Genomic DNA, 19596 nt, shown 5'->3' with positions numbered 1-19596 from the left:
GAGTGCTTTTCATCTAGCTTCCATTATTGCCTTGAGCCGAGCGTTGAATTGAGGAGTTGTCGTTCACCGCGGCGGAGGAGACTCGACATCGAGGGTTGCGAGATGCCCATCTCCTCGGCCAGCTCTTTCGTTGAGGTCTGTCGGGGACTCTCGAAGTACCCACGGTGGATAGCCAGAGTCAGTGCTTCGTATTGCCGGCTAGTCAATCCGTACTGTGATGATTCACCGGTTGACGCGGAATTTTGCTCGATAGAGATGCATTCGACCGAGATACCGTAATCCTCACAGCGGTCGATGAACCCATCGAACGCCCCACCGCACTCGAAAAGCTTCTTTTCGTACCACCCTTTCGGTGTAACGACCGTCGGTGCCATCTGTGACGTACTGAACCTTTCGGGAGCGAAAGCTTCCGAGATGAGGTCATCCAACTTGACCGTGATGCGGTAGACGTCTTTACCACTCGACCGACCGAGGGCTGTCGCGTCGACGACCTCCTCAAACGCGGTCAGGTCATCTGTCGAGATGTCGCCAGTTGTGTCGAGATAAATAATAAAGACTCGAGAGTCGCGTTCGAGACAGAGACCATCGACGCACTCGATCCGGCCCGATGGAAGCAATTCCGCGAGACTAATAAGAGGGAGGGAAGGTCCGCTGAGGAGAAATTTAGTTGTGACCGTCATACTATGTATTGGCTGCTGAGCGGGTGGACCATGAAATATAACCGCTCAGTCTGGGCGGGACGTTTGCCGCCGTGTGGATCTTTTCTCGTGTACTGAATGCGGGGTTGATTCGAATGCTTGCCACTATGTGTGCCTCGGATTCCTCGGTAGAGGGGTTTGAACGGTCCCTACTGATATCCATTGCTTGTTCCATGTCCGATTTGGACCTCATATGGCTTGGCTTCGATGCTATTGTTATAGTTTGTTTAAGTATGTATGGGGTTGGATGTAGGAGTCCTCAAACATCGCCCCATTCGGTCAGGCGCTGAATTATATCTGGTCTGAGCTATGGCTGATTCTAGCCTGGACTCGGATTTCCTGTATCATGGAAACTCGCAAGGGGGAATTATTAACAATCGGTCTCTCAGGGTCTGCCTCTGAAGCAATTTCAGTATGAGGACCATCCCTTCTCCCGTAACGGTGTGTGCTTTGTCCCTATGGACTATCGTAGTTAGGTGGGTCGGATAAGAAAGCGGTCAAGACGTCTGCTCATCTGTGACTTCAATAATGACGGTGAACTCTCCGCTCACATCCTCCAGTATCTCAGTCCCTGATTTGATGTGACCGAGCTTGACGAGTCCTGATGCGTAGTCGAAGTCTCTGTAGAATATCGCGAGATTTCCCCAGGGGGCATAGTATGTGATGTCGCCAATATCTGGATTGATACCGTCTGGAGCGTCAACAGTCGATAGATGACTCGGGAGATCGCTTACCTTCTCCGTCGCTTCGTAATCACTGAGCGTTAATGTGAGTGGTAGCAGAGAGCAGAAGTCACGGCTCGTCGGGTTTTCAAGTAAGGTCCCCTCCAGTACCACGTCCCCGAATGTCAGTTGCATCTCCATGTCTATGATATTTTGTGGCTCGCCATTAGTCGTTCATAGTGTTCCACCTAGAGCCATCCACCGTTATCGATCTGCAGGATCTGACCGGATACTGCCTTACCCATGTCACTCGCTAAATACAGTGCGGCGTATGCCTGATCAAGAGGTTTCGTTTCGGGGACATCTAAATTCACATATTTTTCCGTGACTTCCATCATCTCGTCGCCACCTTCTTGCTCTCCGTTCTTCCACGCCTCGGCAGCATCGGTTTCGGTTACTCCGGGCGCGATCGCGTTGCAGCGGATTCCAGTGCCAGCGAACCGCATGGCCAGGTTCCTTGTCATTGTGTTCACGGCACCTTTACTGGTGGTGTAGGAGACGCCGTTGACAGGTGTATTACCGTTCACTGACGATACATTTATGATCACACCCTCATCTCGCGGTAGGAAGTGCTGAACTGCCTCGCGACTATGACGGAAGACGCCGAAGAGATTGACTCCAAGGACTTCCTCAAAGTGCTCATCCGTTGTCTCTTCAATGGAGACCATCTCGCCGAAGCCAGCGTTGTTGACCATGATATCCACCTGACCGAATTCCTCAACCGCCCTGTTGAACACCATCTCCGGTGAACTGGGATCAGCAGCATCCGCAACGACTCCGATAGCCTCTCCACCATCGGCTGTGATCCCGTCTACCGTCTCGCTCAGGGTCTCTTCGTTGCGTGCGGTAAGCACTACAGAAGCTCCCTCATTGGCGAAAAGTTCACCGATGGCCTTGCCGATACCCTTGCTTGCCCCGGTGATAATGGCTGTCTTTCCGTTCAGTAGCTCAGATTCAAGGTCTGCTGACATAGCAACTAAATGGTGGCTCTGTGAGCATTTGAGGCCGATGCTTTTCTTAAGCTATGTTTAAATAGCACCTCGAGCTCGATAACGAATCTTTGCCTAGACGAATTTCCAGATGCCACAGTTGTGAATGGATAGTTCGGGACCAATTGGTAGGTGAGTCGGCCGCCCCCATTTAATTGTACTTTTGATATAGCGCCGAACTGATACGCCTCTCAGCCGTTGCAAGAACTGGTGTCAGTGGAGTGTCTCTGCAAGTGGGAACTACGTGCCGCCACCTCCATTCAGCCATCACATATCGACGAATTACAACCCTAGGGCGAGAGTGTAGAGGTTACCGTACCAATGAATAAAGTACAGTGGTGTCGCTATTGCAAGCTGCTCGACACGGTCAAGGCACCGCCACCGCAAACAAAAACGCTCTGGGTGGGATGCCAGTACACTTGATTCACGGGCTAGCGCTTCGCACCGTATCTGTTATGAGATCGACCAGGGAGCTTCATAACTATCCTAAGCAGTAGCATGACAACCCCATGATTTGGGGAAAGACGGTCGTATCGTCTCGCTCAATTGACGCTTGACCACTCCAACTGACCACTGAATATCCATGACCAACGAAATTAACCGCCGATCGGAAGCCGACGGAGTACCATCAAACGAAGCGTATCTCGGTCGACAGCGCTCACGCGAATCGAACGCTCGGACCTACCCACGATATCTCCCGATGGCTGTCGAACGGGCATCGGGAGTAGAACTTGTCGACGTTGAGGGGAATCGCTATTACGATTGCCTCGCTGGTGCGGGGTCGATCCCTCTTGGTCACAACCATCCAGCCGTCGTTGATGCACTCGAAGAAGTGCTCGAAAGTGAGAGTCCTAGCCACACGCTCGATTTAACGACACCTGTGCGCGACGCGTTTCTCGACACATTGTTCGCGACGCTTCCCGACGAGTTCGCCGAGCACGCTCGAGTTCAGTTCTGCAGTCCAGCAGGGACGGACGCAGTCGAAGCGTCGCTGAAGCTCATGCAAACCGCGACCGGCAACCGCGATGTCCTAGCCTTCCGTGGTGCTTACCACGGGATGACCGCGGGATCGCTTGCTCTGATGGGCGACGTCGAACCACGAGAACACGTCGAAGTTCCCGGTCACGTGCATCACTTTCCATATCCGAACAGCTATCGGCCCCCTCTCGGCATTGGTGGACCGGAGGAGCACCAGGCACTCGCAACGGAGGTCGAAACCGCGCTTTCCGACCCGCTATCCGGCATTGAAGACCCCGCAGCGATGATCATTGAACCCGTTCTGGGGGAGGGTGGATCGGTTCCCGCGCCTAACGAGTGGCTTCAGTCAATGCGTCGAATCACTCGCGAACATGGCGTCCCGCTAATCGTGGACGAAATCCAGACGGGCATCGGACGGACTGGGTCGATGTACGCTTTCGAGCACGCGGATATCATTCCTGATGCGATTCTCCTCTCGAAGGCTGTCGGCGGCGGTGTTCCGCTGTCAGTCTTGGTATATCACGAACGCTACGACGAGTGGACATCTGGGGCTCATGTGGGAACATTTCGTGGCCATCAGTTCGGGATGGCTGCTGGACGCGCCGCACTTGAGTATATCGTTGAGAATGACGTTCCAAGCCATGTCACCAGAGTCGGAGAGCAGCTCCGGCAGCGACTCAAATCAACCGCCGAAAACCACCCTTCTCTGGCTGAAGTGCGCGGACGAGGACTAATGCTCGGTGTGGAGATTGTCAATCCAAGTGCAGCAGAAAACTCGGACGGGAGTTATCCGACGGATGCCGCCCTCGCTGAAGCAATTCAGCGAAAATGTTTCGAGAAAGGGCTGATCGTCGAGCGTGGTGGACGAGAGGGAGCGACGGTTCGCTTCCTTCCACCGCTCGTAATCACAGAATCAGAAGTCGATGATGTTGGAACGCGGTTCGATGCGGGTGTTGTGGCGACACTTGGCGATTGATCCCCTTACCCGCTCAGCTCCCCGGAGAAATCCTCAGCGAAGGACGGCAGCGGTGATGGTGCCGCCATCGAATCGGTGGTTGACTACCGTGAACCGCTATCTATAAGGAATCGTCGCTGACCTAATTTGTGGCCAGCAGCCTAGTTCGACCCGGATTCCTCGTTTTCCGGACTAAGAATGATCTTCCCCTGAGCGTGTTTTTCTTCGCTCAGTCTATGAGCCTCCTGCGCTTGTGAAAGTGGAATAACCGTGTCGAGCGTTAGGGAGATCGCCCCGTTCTCGACTAATTCAGTAATTTCACCGAACCATTCGCGATCCCAGTGAACGTTTGTCATTATTGCTTGAACGCCGTGTTGGTTCGCCAGCTCCTTCTGCTCGGACGTAGGTGGACTTGGAAGCTTGTCGATGATCCTCCCTTCATCGAGGATCTCAAGAGATCGATCAAAAGTTTCCCCCCCAACACCGTCGACGACTCCGTCGACTGGTTCAAGCACTTCCTCGAAGCGCTCTTCACGATAGTTGACGAATTCGTCGACACCGAGTTCGCGGAGGAACTCCTCGTTGGATCCCGAGGCGGTGCCAATGACATGGAAGCCTTGCTGCTTTGCGAACTGGACGGCGAGGTGGCCAACCCCACCAGCCGCGGCGTGGATGAGAACTCGTTCACCTGTCTGAAGCTCGAGAGCTTGCAGTGCTTGCCATGCGGTGAGGGCCACCATTGGCATGCCAGCAGCCTCCTCGAACGAGAGCGATGTGGGCTTCTTCATAAGCTCCGCTTCAGGGGCCACCATGGCCTCCGCGTACGTGCCGCCCCCGCTTGGGAATCCCACGAGACCGTACACTTCATCGCCGACCTCTAACTCGTTCACCGCAGAGCCGATCTCATCAACGACCCCAGCCACGTCCCAACCGACCGTCCAGGGGAGTTCCCGTTCGTTTACCATGCCTTTTCGAGTCATCCAGTCGACAGGGTTCACGCCGGCAGCGCGCACACGGAGACGCACTTCGTCGGAAGCCGGGTCCGGTTCGTCTACATCCTCGTATTGGAGAACTTCTGGCTCGCCAAACTCGTGAATACGTACTGCTTTCATTGTTGGAGAGTTACGGCTGGACCTGGTCGAGCGGCCGGATCAGCACCTCGTTGATGTCGACGCGTTCGGGCTGGGTGACGACGAACGTGATCGTTCGCGCGATGTCTTCTGGGGCGAGTGATTCCATCGAGCCGACGTGCTCCTTGACACCTGCTTGAACCTCGTCGTCGGGGATGTGGTCGAGGAGTTCGGTGTCAACCGAGCCCGGTTCAATGGTAGCAACGCGAATCCCCTCCTCGGCAACGTCGAGCCGCAGCGAGTCACCGAACATTTTGACGCCCGCCTTCGTCGCGTTGTAGTGCGCGCTATTCGGCTGGAGGAACCGGCCCACGACCGACGAGAGGTTTACGATATGACCGCTGCCCTGTTCGATCATTGTGGGGACGACGGCGTGGGTGAGTTTGACCAGGCCACTGAGGTTTACATCGATGGTGGTCTGGAGCGTTTCCCTGTCGGCCTCCGCGATGTTCGCGAGCGGCATGAGACCGGCGTTGTTCACAAGGATATCGATGCGGCCGTACTCGTCGAGCGTCGCCTCGACGAGGCCATCGATGTCGTCGTCCTCGGTTATGTCGGTCGGAACGACGAGCGCCTCGCCGTCACCGTCCTCGATACGGCCCTCCAGATCGGTGAGTTCGTCCTCCCGCCGGGCTGCGAGCACGACGCTCGCCCCGCGCGACGCGAGCGATTCCGCTGTCGTGCCGCCGATGCCGGACGACGCGCCGGTGACGATCGCAACCTGTCCGTCGAGTTCGGAGCCGAAATCTGCTGTCATCAACTGAACGAAAACTCGGTACACGTATTTGGGTTGTGCTATTTGGAAAGCGCTTTTAAATAATCTTGTCGCTAAGACATCCATTGGGCTACTTCAAGAGAGCGCATACTTACGGTACCGAGCCAAATATACGAATACTCCCAAGGGCCTTCTCGGTCCATCATAACACTGGTACCGAAGATTAAACGAAGCCATATACTAGGATGGATATTGATGATATTTCGGATACTTAACACTATGGCTCATTTGTAGCTTTAAGTTTGGAGATGAAAACTCCGTCTCTATCAAATTGAGACCCAACCCTGCGTACTTTCGTTTATACAGGTAAGGAACTACTTACGCCTAGAGAGAGAGAACCCAAACAGTACGGTCAACTAGTCGCTTTAGTATCGAATCACTACTTTTTACATATACGTATCCGACGGATGGTAAACCTGAAGCAACCTTAGTCTGTGGAGCTATTGGAGAGTTTGTCCGCTTGCCGTTGAGCTATATCGGTTATCTCTCCTATACGAGCGTCCGTTGAAGGTACCTCTTGGGTGGTATCGGTATTTGTTTCGCTACTTGGTGTATGAGTGAGACGGAACACATGGTCTGAGATAACGACCTCAATGTCAGTGGTGGTCTCAGTCCACCATAGAAAGGTAGTCTCACCAAGCGCTCTATCCGCAGTCATGACGCTTTGATTAGCCCGCATCTGATCCGGGAGATTCCCCAATGAGCAGTCGCCACCAAGTGCATCAAGTGTTTCACCCTCGCATGGCCACAAACGGAGTCTAACAGTACGTATATATGGGTTAGCAGAGCGATAATTAGCGGTGATCGTTCCATTCTCTAAAGCAGTTGGTGACCCGCCTTCGGTGTAGGACCACGCTTCACCGAGTTGCTGAGCGGTTAGTGCCCGTTGAACGGCTTGACTCGTCTCATTGGCTAGACAACCGGAAACTCCAGCGGCGACGAGTGGGACCCCTGCAAACGCTTGTAGGTACCTTCTTCTATTGATCATTGTCTATGAGTGATTTCATCTCGTGTGATGTCATTCATCTATCCGTCATAGCACCGGTCTCTCCGAGCAAGTTTGTTATACACGAAATGTTTTCGCCTTGTCAATTGCAATCCTTCGGCTTGTTCAGATTTAGATGTTAGTAAGTGCGGCCACAATCCTATCATTGAATCAGCTGGCTGCCGAATCGCTTTCAGCGGCAGTTACCTTCCAGGTCACACTCTTCGACCGCCCCCATTTCTCAATGATAAGGTTGAGATCCTCGTCGCGCTCTTGTATCCCAGCCATATTCGCTCCAACTTCTTTGGGGGAAAGGCCAAGCTCCGCAGCGATTTGTCTAGATTTGAAATATACTTTTCCATCCAATCTACTGTAAAGATGTGCGACTATCCGTTGCTGTTTATCATTGAATTTTGCAAGTGAGATGCTATCGATCATGTTTTTTCGTAGCTTTGTACATCTGTTTGACACGGGAACGTTCATTTGTCGCGGTAGCGGTAACCTCTATGCCGGAAGGTCACTCTACTATAGAACTGGAACCCCACCTCCAAGGATACGACGCTTATTGAAAAGCGCATTTAAGTACCCGATATACTCTCTAAGTGCATCTGCAGGCCTGCTATCTCAAGTATATCTCCTACTAAGAACCAGCGCACCCTCTTGAGTGCAGACTACACCCTTTCAGCAGAACGTTTAGGCTATTTCTAATCTTTTATGCAACTATGGTACTCCAGCGCGTGCTCAATATCCTCGGTCTAATGGCGGTACTCGCGCTAATTATTATCGCAGCAATGATTACTGGTCTTGTTCCCCCACCAGCAGCGTTTCTCGGAACGCCTGATAACTACGAACGGACCACGGTCACCATCACAAACAACGATAGCGACACACTTGGTGTCATCAATGTCCGTATTGCTGACATCTACCTGAAACAGTACATCGGGCTTTCGAACACCGCTTCACTCGAAAACGGTTCTGGCATGTTGTTCACCTACGACTCCGCTTCACAGCATACCTTTGTCATGCGGGAGATGGACTTCCCGCTTGACATCATCTTTATCGGAGCTAACGGTCGTATCAACACCATTGAGAGCGCTCCAGCACCGGACCCGGGTCAGAACGGTGAGTCAATCCAGCGTACTGGACGAGCGCAATACATTCTTGAAGTTCCACGAGGTTGGACGACTCGAAATGGAATCAACTCCGGCGATCAGGTCCAGATCGAGTAAAATGACTGTTCTATCGATTCACATAGCGAATGTGCCTATAACACTCGGTGTTGGTAGTTGTGTCTCACATAACGGCCGCTTGCTCAGTCATTCATCCTCGAAGTACTCCCTGAGTCCAGTCTGTATTGGTCCAGGACGTCTCTTTCTTTCGCGGACCCATCGTTTCCATCACAGGTACTTAAACAGACTTACCAGCTAGGGAAGAACTGAAATGACGAAGTGCCCAAAATTATACTGGGTTCAAACAGGTGAAGATGAAGCTACCGATACTATTAACGGGGAAAAAGCGATTCTCGTGAAGAAAATTGGAAGCTACAAACCATCTGTCAATGTACCGTAAGACCACGATGTCAGATAAAAAGTCAAAGCTGATGGACGGACTGCCAAGCTCAAGAAGAGACGTTCTACGAGGGTCCGCTGTTCTCGGTGGGGGCGCATTACTGTCCGGCTCGGGCACAGTCTCAGCGAACAATAACCGACAGGGGGGTGGAGACCAAAATAATCCCTCTAGGGGCTATGCAGCTCGTAACGAGTCAGGACACCTGAGTCCGTGGACGTTCCAACGAAGATCCCTCAGAGAGAACGACATCCTCGTTGACATAAAATTCTGTGGCATCTGTCATTCGGACATTCACCAGTTAAGAGGTGATTGGGGTCCTCAGCAGTATCCACAGGTACCGGGACATGAAATGACGGGCATCGTTGCGGAGGTCGGCAACAGTGTTACCCAGTTTGAAACTGGCGACCGAATTGGTGTCGGTACAATGGTTGGTTGCCGTGGCGAGTGTGCTTCGACGTATGGAGAGGAACAATACTCCCAAGACGTGCTGTTCACGTACGGCTTCCCAGATCCATTGTCACCAACTGGCATTACCCAAGGTGGTTACTCCAATAATATTGTCGTCCAAGAGGACTACGCGTTCGAGATCCCTGATGGATTGAGCCTCAGGCAAGCTGGGCCTTTGCTCTGTGCGGGTATCACTACCTATTCGCCTCTACTCAACAACTCGATTCAGTCTGGAGACAGAGTCGGTGTCGCCGGTATCGGCGGTCTCGGACATCTCGCGGTGAAGTTAGCAGTCTCAAAGGGTGCAGAAGTTTACGCGTTCACTACTACTGAGGACAAAGTTGACGACATCCGTCGCTTTGGAGCCGAGGAAGCGGTGGTAGTGGATTCACCTGAGGCATTCCAACCCTACAGTGGAACCCTAGATTACATGCTATCGACGATTCCCGCTTCCTACGAACTCGGAGCTTATCTTCCACTAGTAAGGCCGAACGGGACATACACTCAGGTTGGAATCCCGGCCGAGGAAGTATCGTTCAACCAGAACATCTTCAACTACAGTAGAGTTGAGTACGAGGGCTCACTTACGGGAGGTCTTCCCCAGACACAACAACTTCTCAACTACTGTGCAGAAAACAGTGTCTACCCAGAGATCGAGATGATTGACGCAAATGAAGTGAACGAAGCATGGGAGGATGTCCTCAATAAAGAAGCCCGTTACAGGTATGTGATGGACACAGAGACTATATAAAGAAGTCAATCAAATACTATTATATATCGTATTTGATATAGATGTACAACTCAATGTGAAATTGTCAGAACGTCTGAAAGGGTTGATAATAGAGGATATTTGTTCGCTCAACCACCAAGCTTTAGCGAAGTAAAAACGAAATTAGGAGAACAGTGACCATAGACTCTCGATTTACTGTACTTGCTCATCGAGTCCGCCTTGGTCAGTTTTTGTCCGTCGGCGCTGTCGGTGCAGCCATTGAAACAGTTATTGTTGCACTGCTCACAGCACTTTTCGGTGTTGGACCGCTTCTCGCCAAAGCGGTCGGAGCAGAAGTGTCGATATCGACGATGTTTGCTATCAATGACCGATGGACTTTCAGCAGGGAGGGCAGGCCGGATATAAGAGCGGTTGTACAGCGCTGGGTGAAATCGAACCTCGTACGGTCTGTTGGCCTTCTCGTGTCGTTTAGTATCTTGTACTTGTTGACGCACAGTACCGACTACTCCGTAGTGCTTCTCAACGCTGACCTCTGGCCAACTCTCGCCAATCTTATCGGAATAAGTACCGCGATGGTTGTCAACTACACCGCAGAGAGCCTATTTACATGGCGAGTCTAACCAGTGAGGTCTGCATTTATGATAGAGCTAGGTTCGATCAATACTAAACACTCAAATACGTCTTTTCTGAGGAGTTGCAGTTAAACGCGCCGACTATGTCAAGGCAATGGAGTCATTCGCCCTCCGAACATCGCCCGAATGATCTCTTAATTATGATAAACAACTCAATATATAAATTAAGAGTTTTGGCACAGTGTCTGTCCAGAGCATTTTTTACAAGATAGCCGGTTGGTTCCGTATGGTTACCGGAATTGAACTCGGAGTGGGGTCAGTTCTTTTAGTAGTTGGGATGGTGTTTATCCGGCGCATTCTTGCTGCCCTTAAAACACTTGCAGGGAATGCGGTTGGTGGAGTAGCTGTTCTGTTGATAGCGGAATGGTTCGGAGCCGGGATCGCCTTGACGCCGCTTTCTGTCGCCGTTTCGGCACTTGTTGGAATCCCTGGTGCCATACTGCTCGTGATGTTCTCATTCGGTGGAATTGAGTTTGCCCGACCAGTTAATGATATGATCAGTCACCTTACTGTTGACCAGATTTACGAAAATATCCGGCAGTTAATTGCTACCAGCCAACAGTTTATTATTCGGTAGATCAAACCGTTATTCAGAGTGGAGATAGAACACATTCTGAGATCTTTCGGAAACCACAGGAGAGAGTATGAAACCTGGCACAGTTAATGAAGGCACGGTTTTCCTCAGAGTAAAATGAGTGGACGTCAATTGCTCGCCGTTTCCTCGTGGAAGCGGCCGGAATTGGCGGTGTTCGTCTCAGGTGTTGCCAGCATGGGTTTGGAGATACTTGCTGGACGGATGATCGCGCCCCAGTTTGGGAGTAGCATCTATACTTGGGGAAGCATCATTGGTGTCTTCCTTGCAGCGCTCAGCTATGGGTATCACCGTGGTGGGCAACAGGCAGCCACGGAGGCTACGGTCAACCGAATGGCACGGGTGTTCCTTCTCACAGCTGCGTACATTGCAGGGCTAATTTTCTTGGGAGAGTTAATGTTGCAGTCAACCGCAGCACTTCCACTTCCGAGTCGCTTCGCGTCGCTGCCTGCAATTATTCTCCTATTCGGACCTCCAACGTACCTACTTGGGTATATAAGCCCATATGCGGCCGAACTCGCTACAAAAGATGACCTGGGAGAGGTGTCGGGTCGTGTCTACGCACTCGGCACAGTTGGAAGTATTGTTGGTGCGTTCGCAACAACGTACGTTCTCATCCCATGGCTGAGTATCAATCAGATCGCGCTTGTGTTCGGGCTCGTTTCGGTCGTGACCGCGGTTGTACTTCTGAGCCCGGGTATTGACAGAGATCGAGTGATATCAAGCGGATTCATTACACTCTTACTCATTGGGGCGGCAGGAAGTGGGCTGGCCGGCGTCAGCGTCCAAGGGAATATCGTCTATGAAACACAGACACCTTATCAACAATTAGAGGTGACTGATCGCGGTGATACACGAACACTGTTGCTCGATGGGCAGCGACACAGCGCAATGGATCTCAACGACCCACAGCGGCACGTATTCGATTATACACGCTATTTCCATCTTCCTCTGTTGCTCAACGATGACATTGACCGCGTGCTATTCATCGGTGGCGGGGGATTCACTGGGCCAAAACGATTCGTCAATGACTACAACGTTACTGTCGATGTCGCTGAAATAGACCCGGAAGTCATCGACACAGCTGAGCAATATTTCTCGGTTGAGGAGTCAGAGCACCTGAATATCTACAACGTCGGTGGACGGCAGTTCCTTCAGGAGACAAACCGGACGTACGACCTGATCGTTCTCGATGCGTATCAGAAGGACAAGGTACCATTTGAGCTGACCACAAGGGAATTCATGGGACTTGCGAACGATCATCTATCGGCCAACGGGATTTTGTTCGCCAATTTGATTTCCGCACCAACCGGTCCAGCATCGAGCTTCTACCGGGCCGAGTACAAAACAATAGCACAAGAGTTCCCACAGATGTACAGTTTCCCAACTGCACAAGGAGGAGTTGTGCAGAACATCGAAGTCGTTGCAACGAAAAACGCTTTGAGGGTTACCGAAACGGAACTCCTCGCTCGAAACACTCAACAGGACATTGGAATTGACCTCCAAGCAGAAATACAAAACTACCGCCAGCCACCAGACACTACCGACGTACCTATATTGTACGACGATCGTGCACCTGTTGACAGTTTGATGGATCCGATGGCGGGTCAGCGATATGTGATTCAAGAGACAAATAGATCACTGTCAACGAACGAATCTATGCCAAGATCATTAGGGTTTGACGTCAAAGGTTATAGCTGAGAATGCAGCGTAGGAAGTGACTATATGAAGCGAACAAGAGTTATATGATCTGGCACTAAATGATGAGCATGGCAATCGTTGCAGAGATTCTCTTGCCGTCTGAGTCATTTCCCCTGGTCAAACTAGCACAGTCACTTCCGAACCGAGAGATCTCACTCTCCCAAATAATTCCGCTTAAGGGGTCACAGTATCTCTTCTTATGTAGTATCGAAGCGGACGCACGAGAAGCGTTTGACGATGCGGTTGGTGACCAGTCAGAGATCGTTGAGGTGAATTCAGTCGGGCAAACACCAGATGGGTGGTTTTATCAGGTTGTCGTTGAGCAAGATACTAATCTCCCGGAATCGCACGACCCAACCGAATTTGAGGGAGCGCTGATGGAAGCAACAGTGACCGGAGAGGGCTGGGTTGAGCAAAAAGTCTTCGCCGATTACGACGCTCTCAGCACCTTAAGGGACCGTTGCCAAGTATTTGAGATACCTTTCAAACTCCTCAACATCTCTTCAGATCCCGACCATCCTGATGAGCGGGCACAGTTCGGGTTGACCGACAGACAATACGAGGCGATTAGAGTCGCGTTCTCACTCGGATACTACGATACACCACGAACAGCCTCAACGGCCGCTGTTGCAGAAGAGCTCGGTATCTCCGCACCCGCCGTCTCAGATCTGCTACGTCGAGCGGAACACAAACTGATCAGCCAGACGGTCGCCGAGAGATATATCTCAAGTCCTATGACTGCCCAGTGATGTTCTAAGTCGAATTTTTGAGAACTTTGAGAATCTAGACAAACCTGGATTCAGTACTCAGTATCGAAACTATGCTCCGCATCTTTGAAAGAGGCTATCTTCCGCTAATTGGCTACTAGTAGCGGCGATCCGAATGAGACTCCGACAAGGTCCTCGGAAACGTCCCATAGTCGCTGGGCAGTGTCCACATCATAGGAGCGCTCGCTCGACCCCTGAACTTCGGGAGAACCGCGCATGTTCCGGAACCCATCGGGACCGACGTAGTCGCCCCCATTGATATCCGAGTCAGTCGCGGCGTATATCATCGGCAACGCACCACGTTCGGCGCTCTGGGCTATGACGGCGTTCGCGAGAGTCATCATCCAAAGACGGAGTCGGGAACCCGATTGTTCGGGACCGCGCCGCTGGAGGTTCGTCGCTGCCCATCCAGGATGGCAGCCAATGCTCTTTATATCCGCATTTGTCTTGCGAAGCCGTCGATCGAGTTCATAGGCGAACATGAGATCCGCGAGCTTCGACTGTCCGTACGCATCCCACGGACTGTAGGACTCTTCGCCCTGGAGGTCGTTGAAGTTGATCTCGCCGTTCCGGTGTGCCACACTACTTTGTGTAATGACACGCGTTTCCCCCGCGGTTTGCTCCATAACTGGGAGGAGATAACTGGTGAGCGCGAAATGACCGAGGTAGTTCACGCCGAACTGGTATTCAAAGCCCTGTTCGGTTTCCTTCCGTGGGATGGCCATCACGCCTGCGTTGTTGCAGAGCACATTGAGCTCATCGTAATCCGACTTGAACCACTCGGCGAACGCCGCGACCGAATCGAGATCGGCGAGATCGAGTTCGTGCACCGTCAGCGATGCTTCTGGAATTCCTGTTTCGATCTCTTGTTTTGCTTCCTCGCCGCGTCCGATACTCCGGCATGCCATCACGATATGTGCGCCTTGCTCGGCGAGGGCTCTCGTCACCTCGAACCCGAGACCGCTGTTTGCCCCTGTCACCACGACGACCGCATCTGAGAGATTGTTGTGCTCAGACATTATCTGTATAAACGCTGCAAAAAGATATACATATTATGCTAATCTGTTCGCCTGTTTATACATCCCGCTCTACTGTTCCAGATACGCAAATCGATAGTACTAGACGCTTTTGCTTCCGGGTTTAGACATTTCCATCCGAGCTCTGATCTGCTAAACATTACTGGCTGAAAGTCTCTACAGCAGGCGGGGCAACTTTTAGAAGACTAAATAAGTAGCCATTCGAACACAGTTGATTGTCAGTCGACACCGCGGCCCCCGTCAACAGCCATGGTATGGCCAGTAATGTACGAGGCATCAGATGAACAGAGAAACGCCACCACACCAGCCATTTCTTCGGGGTCGGCGAAACGGTTCATCGGAACGTCCCGCATGACTGACGCATCGAAATCGGCCCATCTCGGCAGAATCATAGCTCGGGTCAATCTAATGGCTGTCCAAATGCTCGCTTTCAAGGACGCCGACGACCAGGCTCCAGGCCCACCAAGCATGCCAGAGTGGATATTCGTTTTCGTCGGTCCAGGTGCAATCGCATTGACACGGATACCCTGTTTGGCGTACTCAAGTGCGACTGATTTCGTTAATCCGACGACACCATGCTTGCTAGCTGTATAGCTAGAGAAGCCCGCCATACCCACGAGTCCGGCCTCAGAAGCCGTGTTGACAATTGCACCACTGCCCTGCTTTTTCATAATTGGAAGTTCAACTTTTAAGCAATTCCAAATTCCTTTCAGGTTAACATCAATGAGTTCATTCCAGCGTTTCTCTTCGATACCAGTGACATCCACGAAATCCGTGAGAATTCCGGCATTGTTATGAGCAATATCCAGGCTTCCGTAGGTATCGAGCGCGACATTGGCCATATGCTCAACCATTTCACTATCAGAGACATCGACTTTGACGAACGTTGCCTCACCACCGGCCTCTCTAATGCTCGCAACCGTCTCACGACCTGCCTCTTCAACGATGTCTGCGGCTATAACTCTCGCTCCTTCGTTGGCAAAGCGCCGTGCCGACGCACGTCCAATTCCTGACCCAGCGCCAGTTACAACGGCCGTCTTCTGACCAAGACCGTTCATAACTGACTTATTCCTTGTGTTGAGTCCTCAGAGCCGAATCTATTGTTCGTGTCCGTCGCTGCAACCACCTCAATACTAAAGGACGTAGTAGGCACGCTGTTAACTGAACTAGTTGGACACCTTTGCTTAGACATCATCTATATCAACGCGAAGAGACGTCATAGAAAAAGTGCTAATATGATAGTGTATTCATATAGCGCTTGTCTGATTATTTTGGGACTAATTACTCTTGGCGACAGGTATCCCCGCGTGTCTCTCTGGTATGACATTGAGTCACCGCTTGCAAGTGTCGAACGACTGATATAGTCGGTCGCTAGTGGGGTAGCACATGATTCCACCATGTCGCTAGAGAAGTCAATCAGTAACCACTGGTCACTTGAACCGGGTCCTAATTGCTGTCACCCTCTTATGCCTTGGAGACGAGACCACGACTGCACTCATTCAAGTAATAATCTAAAAAGATCACCACGATTCCATACTTAAAACACCGTATCAGCTAGCGCCGAATCCAAGATGATAGCTATGTCTATGTTGATCTATGGCAACATGTGAGAACTGCAACGAACACGTATCTGAACGCTTCAAACAGGTTTTCGGAGATGAGACCCATCGCGTGTATGCTTGTCCAAACTGTTTGGTAAATGCTGGTATTGGCGAGGCTACACTCAAGCGAAGAAATAGCGGTGAGATCAAGGGTGGATGATACCCTGAACATTCAATGAGTTTCAAACCCGTTGTAGGGAATTCGGGATTCCATTAGAACTCATCTCTATTATACTCAATGAATATGTAAAAGACGGATTGCCTAAGTATGGTCTAACTGACCGCCAACACGAGGTTCTCACGCTTGTGATTTCACGTAGCTACTACGAGAGCCCGTGCCAGATCTCGATCGCAGAACTCGCATAAGAACTCGATATCTCTCGGCCTCCAATGTCGAATCTCCTCCGTTGGGGCGAGCGTCAGTTACTCTCGTCGACGCTCGACACAGACCAGTATATAAATACGCTTTTTGGATAGCATCAGTCTCATGTTGTACCCATCCCTCATTATGGACATAAGATGAGAGCTGCAACCTATCACGGTACCGGTGACATTCGTATCGAAGAACAGCCCGATCCCGACATCGAGGCACCGACTGATGCAGTCATTCAGGTTACTCACACTGCAATCTGTGGCTCGGATCTCTGGTTTTACCGCGAACACGAGAACCCGGAAGAAGGCCTGGCTGTCGGTCATGAACCGATGGGGATCGTTGAGGAAACCGGCGAAGAGGTCCGCAATGTTGAACCGGGTGACCGGGTGTTCGCCCCGTTCTCGTTGAGCTGCGGCCAGTGTGAGTTCTGTCGCAAAGGACTCCAGTCTGCGTGTATCAACGCTGGTTTTCTCGGACCCGACGGCGGGATAGGCGGAGCACAGGCCGAGAAACTTCGTGTTCCGCTCGCCAACGGTTCGCTTGTCCGTATTCCCGACCGCTACGCCGATGACGAGGACACCCTTGAATCACTGCTGCCACTGACAGATGTAATGGCGACAGGGCATCACGGTGCCGTCAGTGCTGAGGTCGAGGCAGGCGACACAGCAGTCGTCATCGGCGATGGCGCAGTCGGTCTGTGTGGTGTACTCGCCTCCAAACGTCTCGGTGCGGAACGTATCATCGCGGTGGGTCACCACGAGGACCGCCTCGACCTCGCTCGCGAGTTGGGCGCGACTGAGGTCGTCTCCTCACGTGGCGATGAAGCCATCAATGAAGTCCAAGAGCTCACTTACGGCGGTGCGAACCACGTCATCGAGTGCGTTGGTGCCGAATCTTCACTAGAGACTGCCGCTGCGGTGGTTCGACCCGGCGGGAACATCGGCTACGTTGGCGTCCCGCACGTCGAGGACCCCGCGTTCCTTGAGCCGCTGTTCTTCAGCAATGCCTCGTTCACTGGCGGTCCCGCGACGGTCCGCAACTACGCTGACGAACTAATGGCGGATGTGCTGCAGGGCACACTGGATCCGTCGCCGATCTTCACGAAAACCGTCGACCTCGATGGTGTCCCAGAGGGTTATCAGGCGATGGACGACCGCGAGGCGATCAAGGTCATGGTGAAACTCGACCGATAGAGCACTCTCACCATCTCACTCTTCCGCCGTTCGATACGAGTACAACTCAATTCGAATTATTTCGTCGAGAAACGGGCGACAAATCAGCCATTCTCTACGAGAAATCCTATGAAATCGGACTCAATAGATAAAATGCATCAGACAAACAAGTCAGACACTCACCTACCAGCAACGAATTGGCGACCAGCCATTGCCGAGGGTATCAGCATCTGGATAGCGATACTCGGTATGTTCGTGTTCCTTCCACCTAGCCAACCGCTCAGTATCGCCATTGCACTCGCCACGATCTTGGGTGGACCACTGCTGCCGCTCGCTCTCTTGGCCGACTTCCGGCAGGCCTGGACAATGAGTAACTGTCCGCCTACCCCTGATGAGTATCTATGGAACATCGCTGCTGATATACGAAGCAGCTTCTTGGGTCGGACAGTGCTCGGAACCCACCGTAGCGTTCTCTTCGACTGTAGCCGAAACCCCGCTCTGTCGTGTCCTTGTGTCGAATAGAACCGTCGTGCGACATTCCTTTGAACTGAAACGCTGATTGTTCCGTACTCTGGAGATATGTGATACTGTAACTCTCAAGCTTTCGGGCCCATAAGTAAGCTTTCTAGATAGCACAGAGTGCATACGGAGACGAAACAAAGTAGTAGCTAGATAGCAACCATTGAAGTGGTTTGGTATTGGTTTCTATATAACATCAGGGCCAAGTAAATCGGTCCCGTTTCTCTCACTGGTTGCGATCATGGAATACACAACGCTTGGTTCGACCGGAATGGAGATCAGTCGCATCTGCCTCGGCTGCATGAGCTTCGGCACAGGGTGGAGCGACTGGACACTCGATGAGGAGGAGAGCAGTGAGATCATCGAACGGGCGATCGATCTCGGTATCAACTTCTTCGATACCGCAAACACCTATTCACACGGTGAATCGGAATCGATTCTTGGGGACGTACTCGCGGACTACAATCGTGACGAGCAAGTCGTTGCGACAAAGGTCTTCTTCCCACCAGAAGATGAGCCCCACCCGAACGCCACCGGCTTGTCGCGTAAGACTATTGAGCAGGAACTAGCGAACTCCTTGGATCGGCTTGGTATGGAGACGATCGATCTTTATCAGATCCACCGCTGGGACTACGACACGCCGATCGAGCAGACACTACGAGCGCTCAACGACGCAGTGCGGCGCAACCAAGTGCGGTATCTCGGAGCTTCCTCGATGTGGGCACATCAGTTCGCTGAAGCGCTGCATACGAGTGATCGGTTAGGTCTCGAACGATTCGGTACGATGCAAGACCACTACAACTTGGTCTATCGCGAGGAGGAACGCGAAATGCTCCCGTTCTGTGAGGAAGAGGGTATTGGTGTGATTCCGTGGAGTCCACTCGCTCAGGGATATCTCACCCGCCCACACGAGGAGATGACAGCGACCACCCGCGGTGAGGGATTGACCGACTGGCATGAGGAGTACCGCATGGGTGGTGGCCCGGATGTCAACAACCACGTCGAGGAAATCGCTGAAGACAAAGGGATAACGATGGCGCAGGTTTCGTTAGCGTGGATGCTTCATCAGGATGCTGTCGATGCGCCTATCGTTGGGACGACCAGTGTGGAGCACTTGGAGGATGCCGTCGAAGCCTTAGAAATCGATCTGTCCGATTCGGATCTCAAATACTTGGAAGAACCCTACGAACCGCTACCGGTTGCGGGACACGAGTAACGAGTCAA

The 19596-nt window shown here is 52.0% G+C and carries 17 protein-coding genes; 9 read left to right on the top strand and 8 right to left on the bottom strand.

Annotated features, from left to right (window positions below; translation table 11 throughout):
* Window positions 1-23: 23 nt before the first annotated feature.
* The 3 genes from D3261_RS03600 to D3261_RS03590 form a co-directional block, all read right to left on the bottom strand.
* Window positions 24-680, bottom strand: a complete 657-nt coding sequence (locus D3261_RS03600; protein ID WP_120069011.1) for a helix-turn-helix domain-containing protein — start codon at window positions 678-680, stop codon at window positions 24-26.
* 515 nt (window positions 681-1195) lie between these two features.
* Window positions 1196-1561, bottom strand: a complete 366-nt coding sequence (locus tag D3261_RS03595) for a cyclophilin-like fold protein (RefSeq protein WP_120069008.1) — start codon at window positions 1559-1561, stop codon at window positions 1196-1198.
* Between the two features lie 47 nt (window positions 1562-1608).
* Window positions 1609-2391, bottom strand: a complete 783-nt coding sequence (locus D3261_RS03590; protein WP_120069006.1) for an SDR family NAD(P)-dependent oxidoreductase — start codon at window positions 2389-2391, stop codon at window positions 1609-1611.
* A gap of 601 nt (window positions 2392-2992) precedes the next feature.
* On the opposite strand from D3261_RS03590, the gene D3261_RS03585 reads away from it, so the two are divergent.
* Window positions 2993-4363 (top strand): diaminobutyrate--2-oxoglutarate transaminase family protein, encoded by a 1371-nt coding sequence (locus D3261_RS03585; RefSeq protein WP_120069004.1) that lies wholly within the window; start codon window positions 2993-2995, stop codon window positions 4361-4363.
* A 140-nt stretch (window positions 4364-4503) separates the two neighbouring features.
* Here the strand turns inward: D3261_RS03585 and D3261_RS03580 are convergent, their stop codons facing one another.
* From D3261_RS03580 to D3261_RS03565, 3 genes are all read right to left on the bottom strand, one after another.
* Window positions 4504-5454, bottom strand: a complete 951-nt coding sequence (locus D3261_RS03580; protein ID WP_120069002.1) for an NADP-dependent oxidoreductase — start codon at window positions 5452-5454, stop codon at window positions 4504-4506.
* Between the two features lie 10 nt (window positions 5455-5464).
* Window positions 5465-6229, bottom strand: coding sequence for an SDR family oxidoreductase (locus D3261_RS03575; RefSeq protein ID WP_120068999.1), 765 nt, complete (start codon window positions 6227-6229; stop codon window positions 5465-5467).
* A gap of 1174 nt (window positions 6230-7403) precedes the next feature.
* Window positions 7404-7670, bottom strand: a complete 267-nt coding sequence (locus tag D3261_RS03565; RefSeq protein WP_120068994.1) for a hypothetical protein — start codon at window positions 7668-7670, stop codon at window positions 7404-7406.
* 284 nt (window positions 7671-7954) lie between these two features.
* On the opposite strand from D3261_RS03565, the gene D3261_RS03560 reads away from it, so the two are divergent.
* From D3261_RS03560 to D3261_RS03535, 6 genes are all read left to right on the top strand, one after another.
* Window positions 7955-8461 (top strand): DUF192 domain-containing protein, encoded by a 507-nt coding sequence (locus tag D3261_RS03560; protein WP_120068991.1) that lies wholly within the window; start codon window positions 7955-7957, stop codon window positions 8459-8461.
* A 329-nt stretch (window positions 8462-8790) separates the two neighbouring features.
* Entirely contained in the window at window positions 8791-9999 is a 1209-nt protein-coding gene (locus D3261_RS03555; protein WP_342764741.1) for an NAD(P)-dependent alcohol dehydrogenase, read from the top strand.
* A 152-nt stretch (window positions 10000-10151) separates the two neighbouring features.
* Window positions 10152-10598, top strand: a complete 447-nt coding sequence (locus D3261_RS03550) for a GtrA family protein (RefSeq protein WP_158589345.1) — start codon at window positions 10152-10154, stop codon at window positions 10596-10598.
* Window positions 10599-10836: 238 nt separating this feature from the next.
* Window positions 10837-11187 (top strand): pro-sigmaK processing inhibitor BofA family protein, encoded by a 351-nt coding sequence (locus D3261_RS03545; protein ID WP_120068988.1) that lies wholly within the window; start codon window positions 10837-10839, stop codon window positions 11185-11187.
* A gap of 114 nt (window positions 11188-11301) precedes the next feature.
* Window positions 11302-12903, top strand: a complete 1602-nt coding sequence (locus D3261_RS03540) for a spermidine synthase (protein ID WP_120068985.1) — start codon at window positions 11302-11304, stop codon at window positions 12901-12903.
* A gap of 68 nt (window positions 12904-12971) precedes the next feature.
* Entirely contained in the window at window positions 12972-13652 is a 681-nt protein-coding gene (locus tag D3261_RS03535; RefSeq protein ID WP_120069251.1) for a helix-turn-helix domain-containing protein, read from the top strand.
* Window positions 13653-13756: 104 nt separating this feature from the next.
* On the opposite strand, the gene D3261_RS03530 is transcribed toward D3261_RS03535, so the two are convergent.
* Both D3261_RS03530 and D3261_RS03525 read right to left on the bottom strand, forming a co-directional pair.
* Window positions 13757-14689 carry an oxidoreductase gene (locus D3261_RS03530; protein WP_120068982.1) on the bottom strand — a complete coding sequence of 311 codons (933 nt, stop codon included), beginning with the start codon at window positions 14687-14689 and terminating at the stop codon, window positions 13757-13759.
* Between the two features lie 236 nt (window positions 14690-14925).
* Entirely contained in the window at window positions 14926-15765 is an 840-nt protein-coding gene (locus D3261_RS03525) for an SDR family NAD(P)-dependent oxidoreductase (protein WP_120068979.1), read from the bottom strand.
* Between the two features lie 1062 nt (window positions 15766-16827).
* Between D3261_RS03525 and D3261_RS03520 the strand changes: the two genes are divergently transcribed.
* Window positions 16828-17874 carry a zinc-dependent alcohol dehydrogenase family protein gene (locus tag D3261_RS03520; RefSeq protein ID WP_120068977.1) on the top strand — a complete coding sequence of 349 codons (1047 nt, stop codon included), beginning with the start codon at window positions 16828-16830 and terminating at the stop codon, window positions 17872-17874.
* Window positions 17875-18613: 739 nt separating this feature from the next.
* Window positions 18614-19588 (top strand): aldo/keto reductase, encoded by a 975-nt coding sequence (locus D3261_RS03515; RefSeq protein ID WP_120068974.1) that lies wholly within the window; start codon window positions 18614-18616, stop codon window positions 19586-19588.
* Window positions 19589-19596 lie beyond the last annotated feature (8 nt).

Origin of the sequence: Halococcus sp. IIIV-5B, from assembly GCF_003602035.1 — an archaeon.
In the GTDB taxonomy this organism is placed as follows: domain Archaea; phylum Halobacteriota; class Halobacteria; order Halobacteriales; family Halococcaceae; genus Halococcus; species Halococcus salsus.
Note: the sequence above shows the minus strand (reverse complement) of the source record. Positions and strands in the feature narration are given on the sequence as shown.

Bases quoted from the DNA above. Each gene is read 5' to 3' on its own strand.
- D3261_RS03565 (WP_120068994.1), bottom strand. From the start codon at position 7,670: ATGATCGATAGCATCTCACTTGCAAAATTCAATGATAAACAGCAACGG.
- D3261_RS03575 (WP_120068999.1), bottom strand. From the start codon at position 6,229: ATGACAGCAGATTTCGGCTCCGAACTCGACGGACAGGTTGCGATCGTC.
- D3261_RS03595 (WP_120069008.1), bottom strand. From the start codon at position 1,561: ATGGAGATGCAACTGACATTCGGGGACGTGGTACTGGAGGGGACCTTA.
- D3261_RS03600 (WP_120069011.1), bottom strand. From the start codon at position 680: ATGACGGTCACAACTAAATTTCTCCTCAGCGGACCTTCCCTCCCTCTT.
- D3261_RS03545 (WP_120068988.1), top strand. From the start codon at position 10,837: ATGGTTACCGGAATTGAACTCGGAGTGGGGTCAGTTCTTTTAGTAGTT.
- D3261_RS03540 (WP_120068985.1), top strand. From the start codon at position 11,302: ATGAGTGGACGTCAATTGCTCGCCGTTTCCTCGTGGAAGCGGCCGGAA.
- D3261_RS03535 (WP_120069251.1), top strand. From the start codon at position 12,972: ATGGCAATCGTTGCAGAGATTCTCTTGCCGTCTGAGTCATTTCCCCTG.
- D3261_RS03590 (WP_120069006.1), bottom strand. From the start codon at position 2,391: ATGTCAGCAGACCTTGAATCTGAGCTACTGAACGGAAAGACAGCCATT.
- D3261_RS03555 (WP_342764741.1), top strand. From the start codon at position 8,791: ATGTACCGTAAGACCACGATGTCAGATAAAAAGTCAAAGCTGATGGAC.
- D3261_RS03580 (WP_120069002.1), bottom strand. From the start codon at position 5,454: ATGAAAGCAGTACGTATTCACGAGTTTGGCGAGCCAGAAGTTCTCCAA.
- D3261_RS03515 (WP_120068974.1), top strand. From the start codon at position 18,614: ATGGAATACACAACGCTTGGTTCGACCGGAATGGAGATCAGTCGCATC.
- D3261_RS03520 (WP_120068977.1), top strand. From the start codon at position 16,828: ATGAGAGCTGCAACCTATCACGGTACCGGTGACATTCGTATCGAAGAA.
- D3261_RS03560 (WP_120068991.1), top strand. From the start codon at position 7,955: ATGGTACTCCAGCGCGTGCTCAATATCCTCGGTCTAATGGCGGTACTC.
- D3261_RS03585 (WP_120069004.1), top strand. From the start codon at position 2,993: ATGACCAACGAAATTAACCGCCGATCGGAAGCCGACGGAGTACCATCA.
- D3261_RS03530 (WP_120068982.1), bottom strand. From the start codon at position 14,689: ATGTCTGAGCACAACAATCTCTCAGATGCGGTCGTCGTGGTGACAGGG.
- D3261_RS03525 (WP_120068979.1), bottom strand. From the start codon at position 15,765: ATGAACGGTCTTGGTCAGAAGACGGCCGTTGTAACTGGCGCTGGGTCA.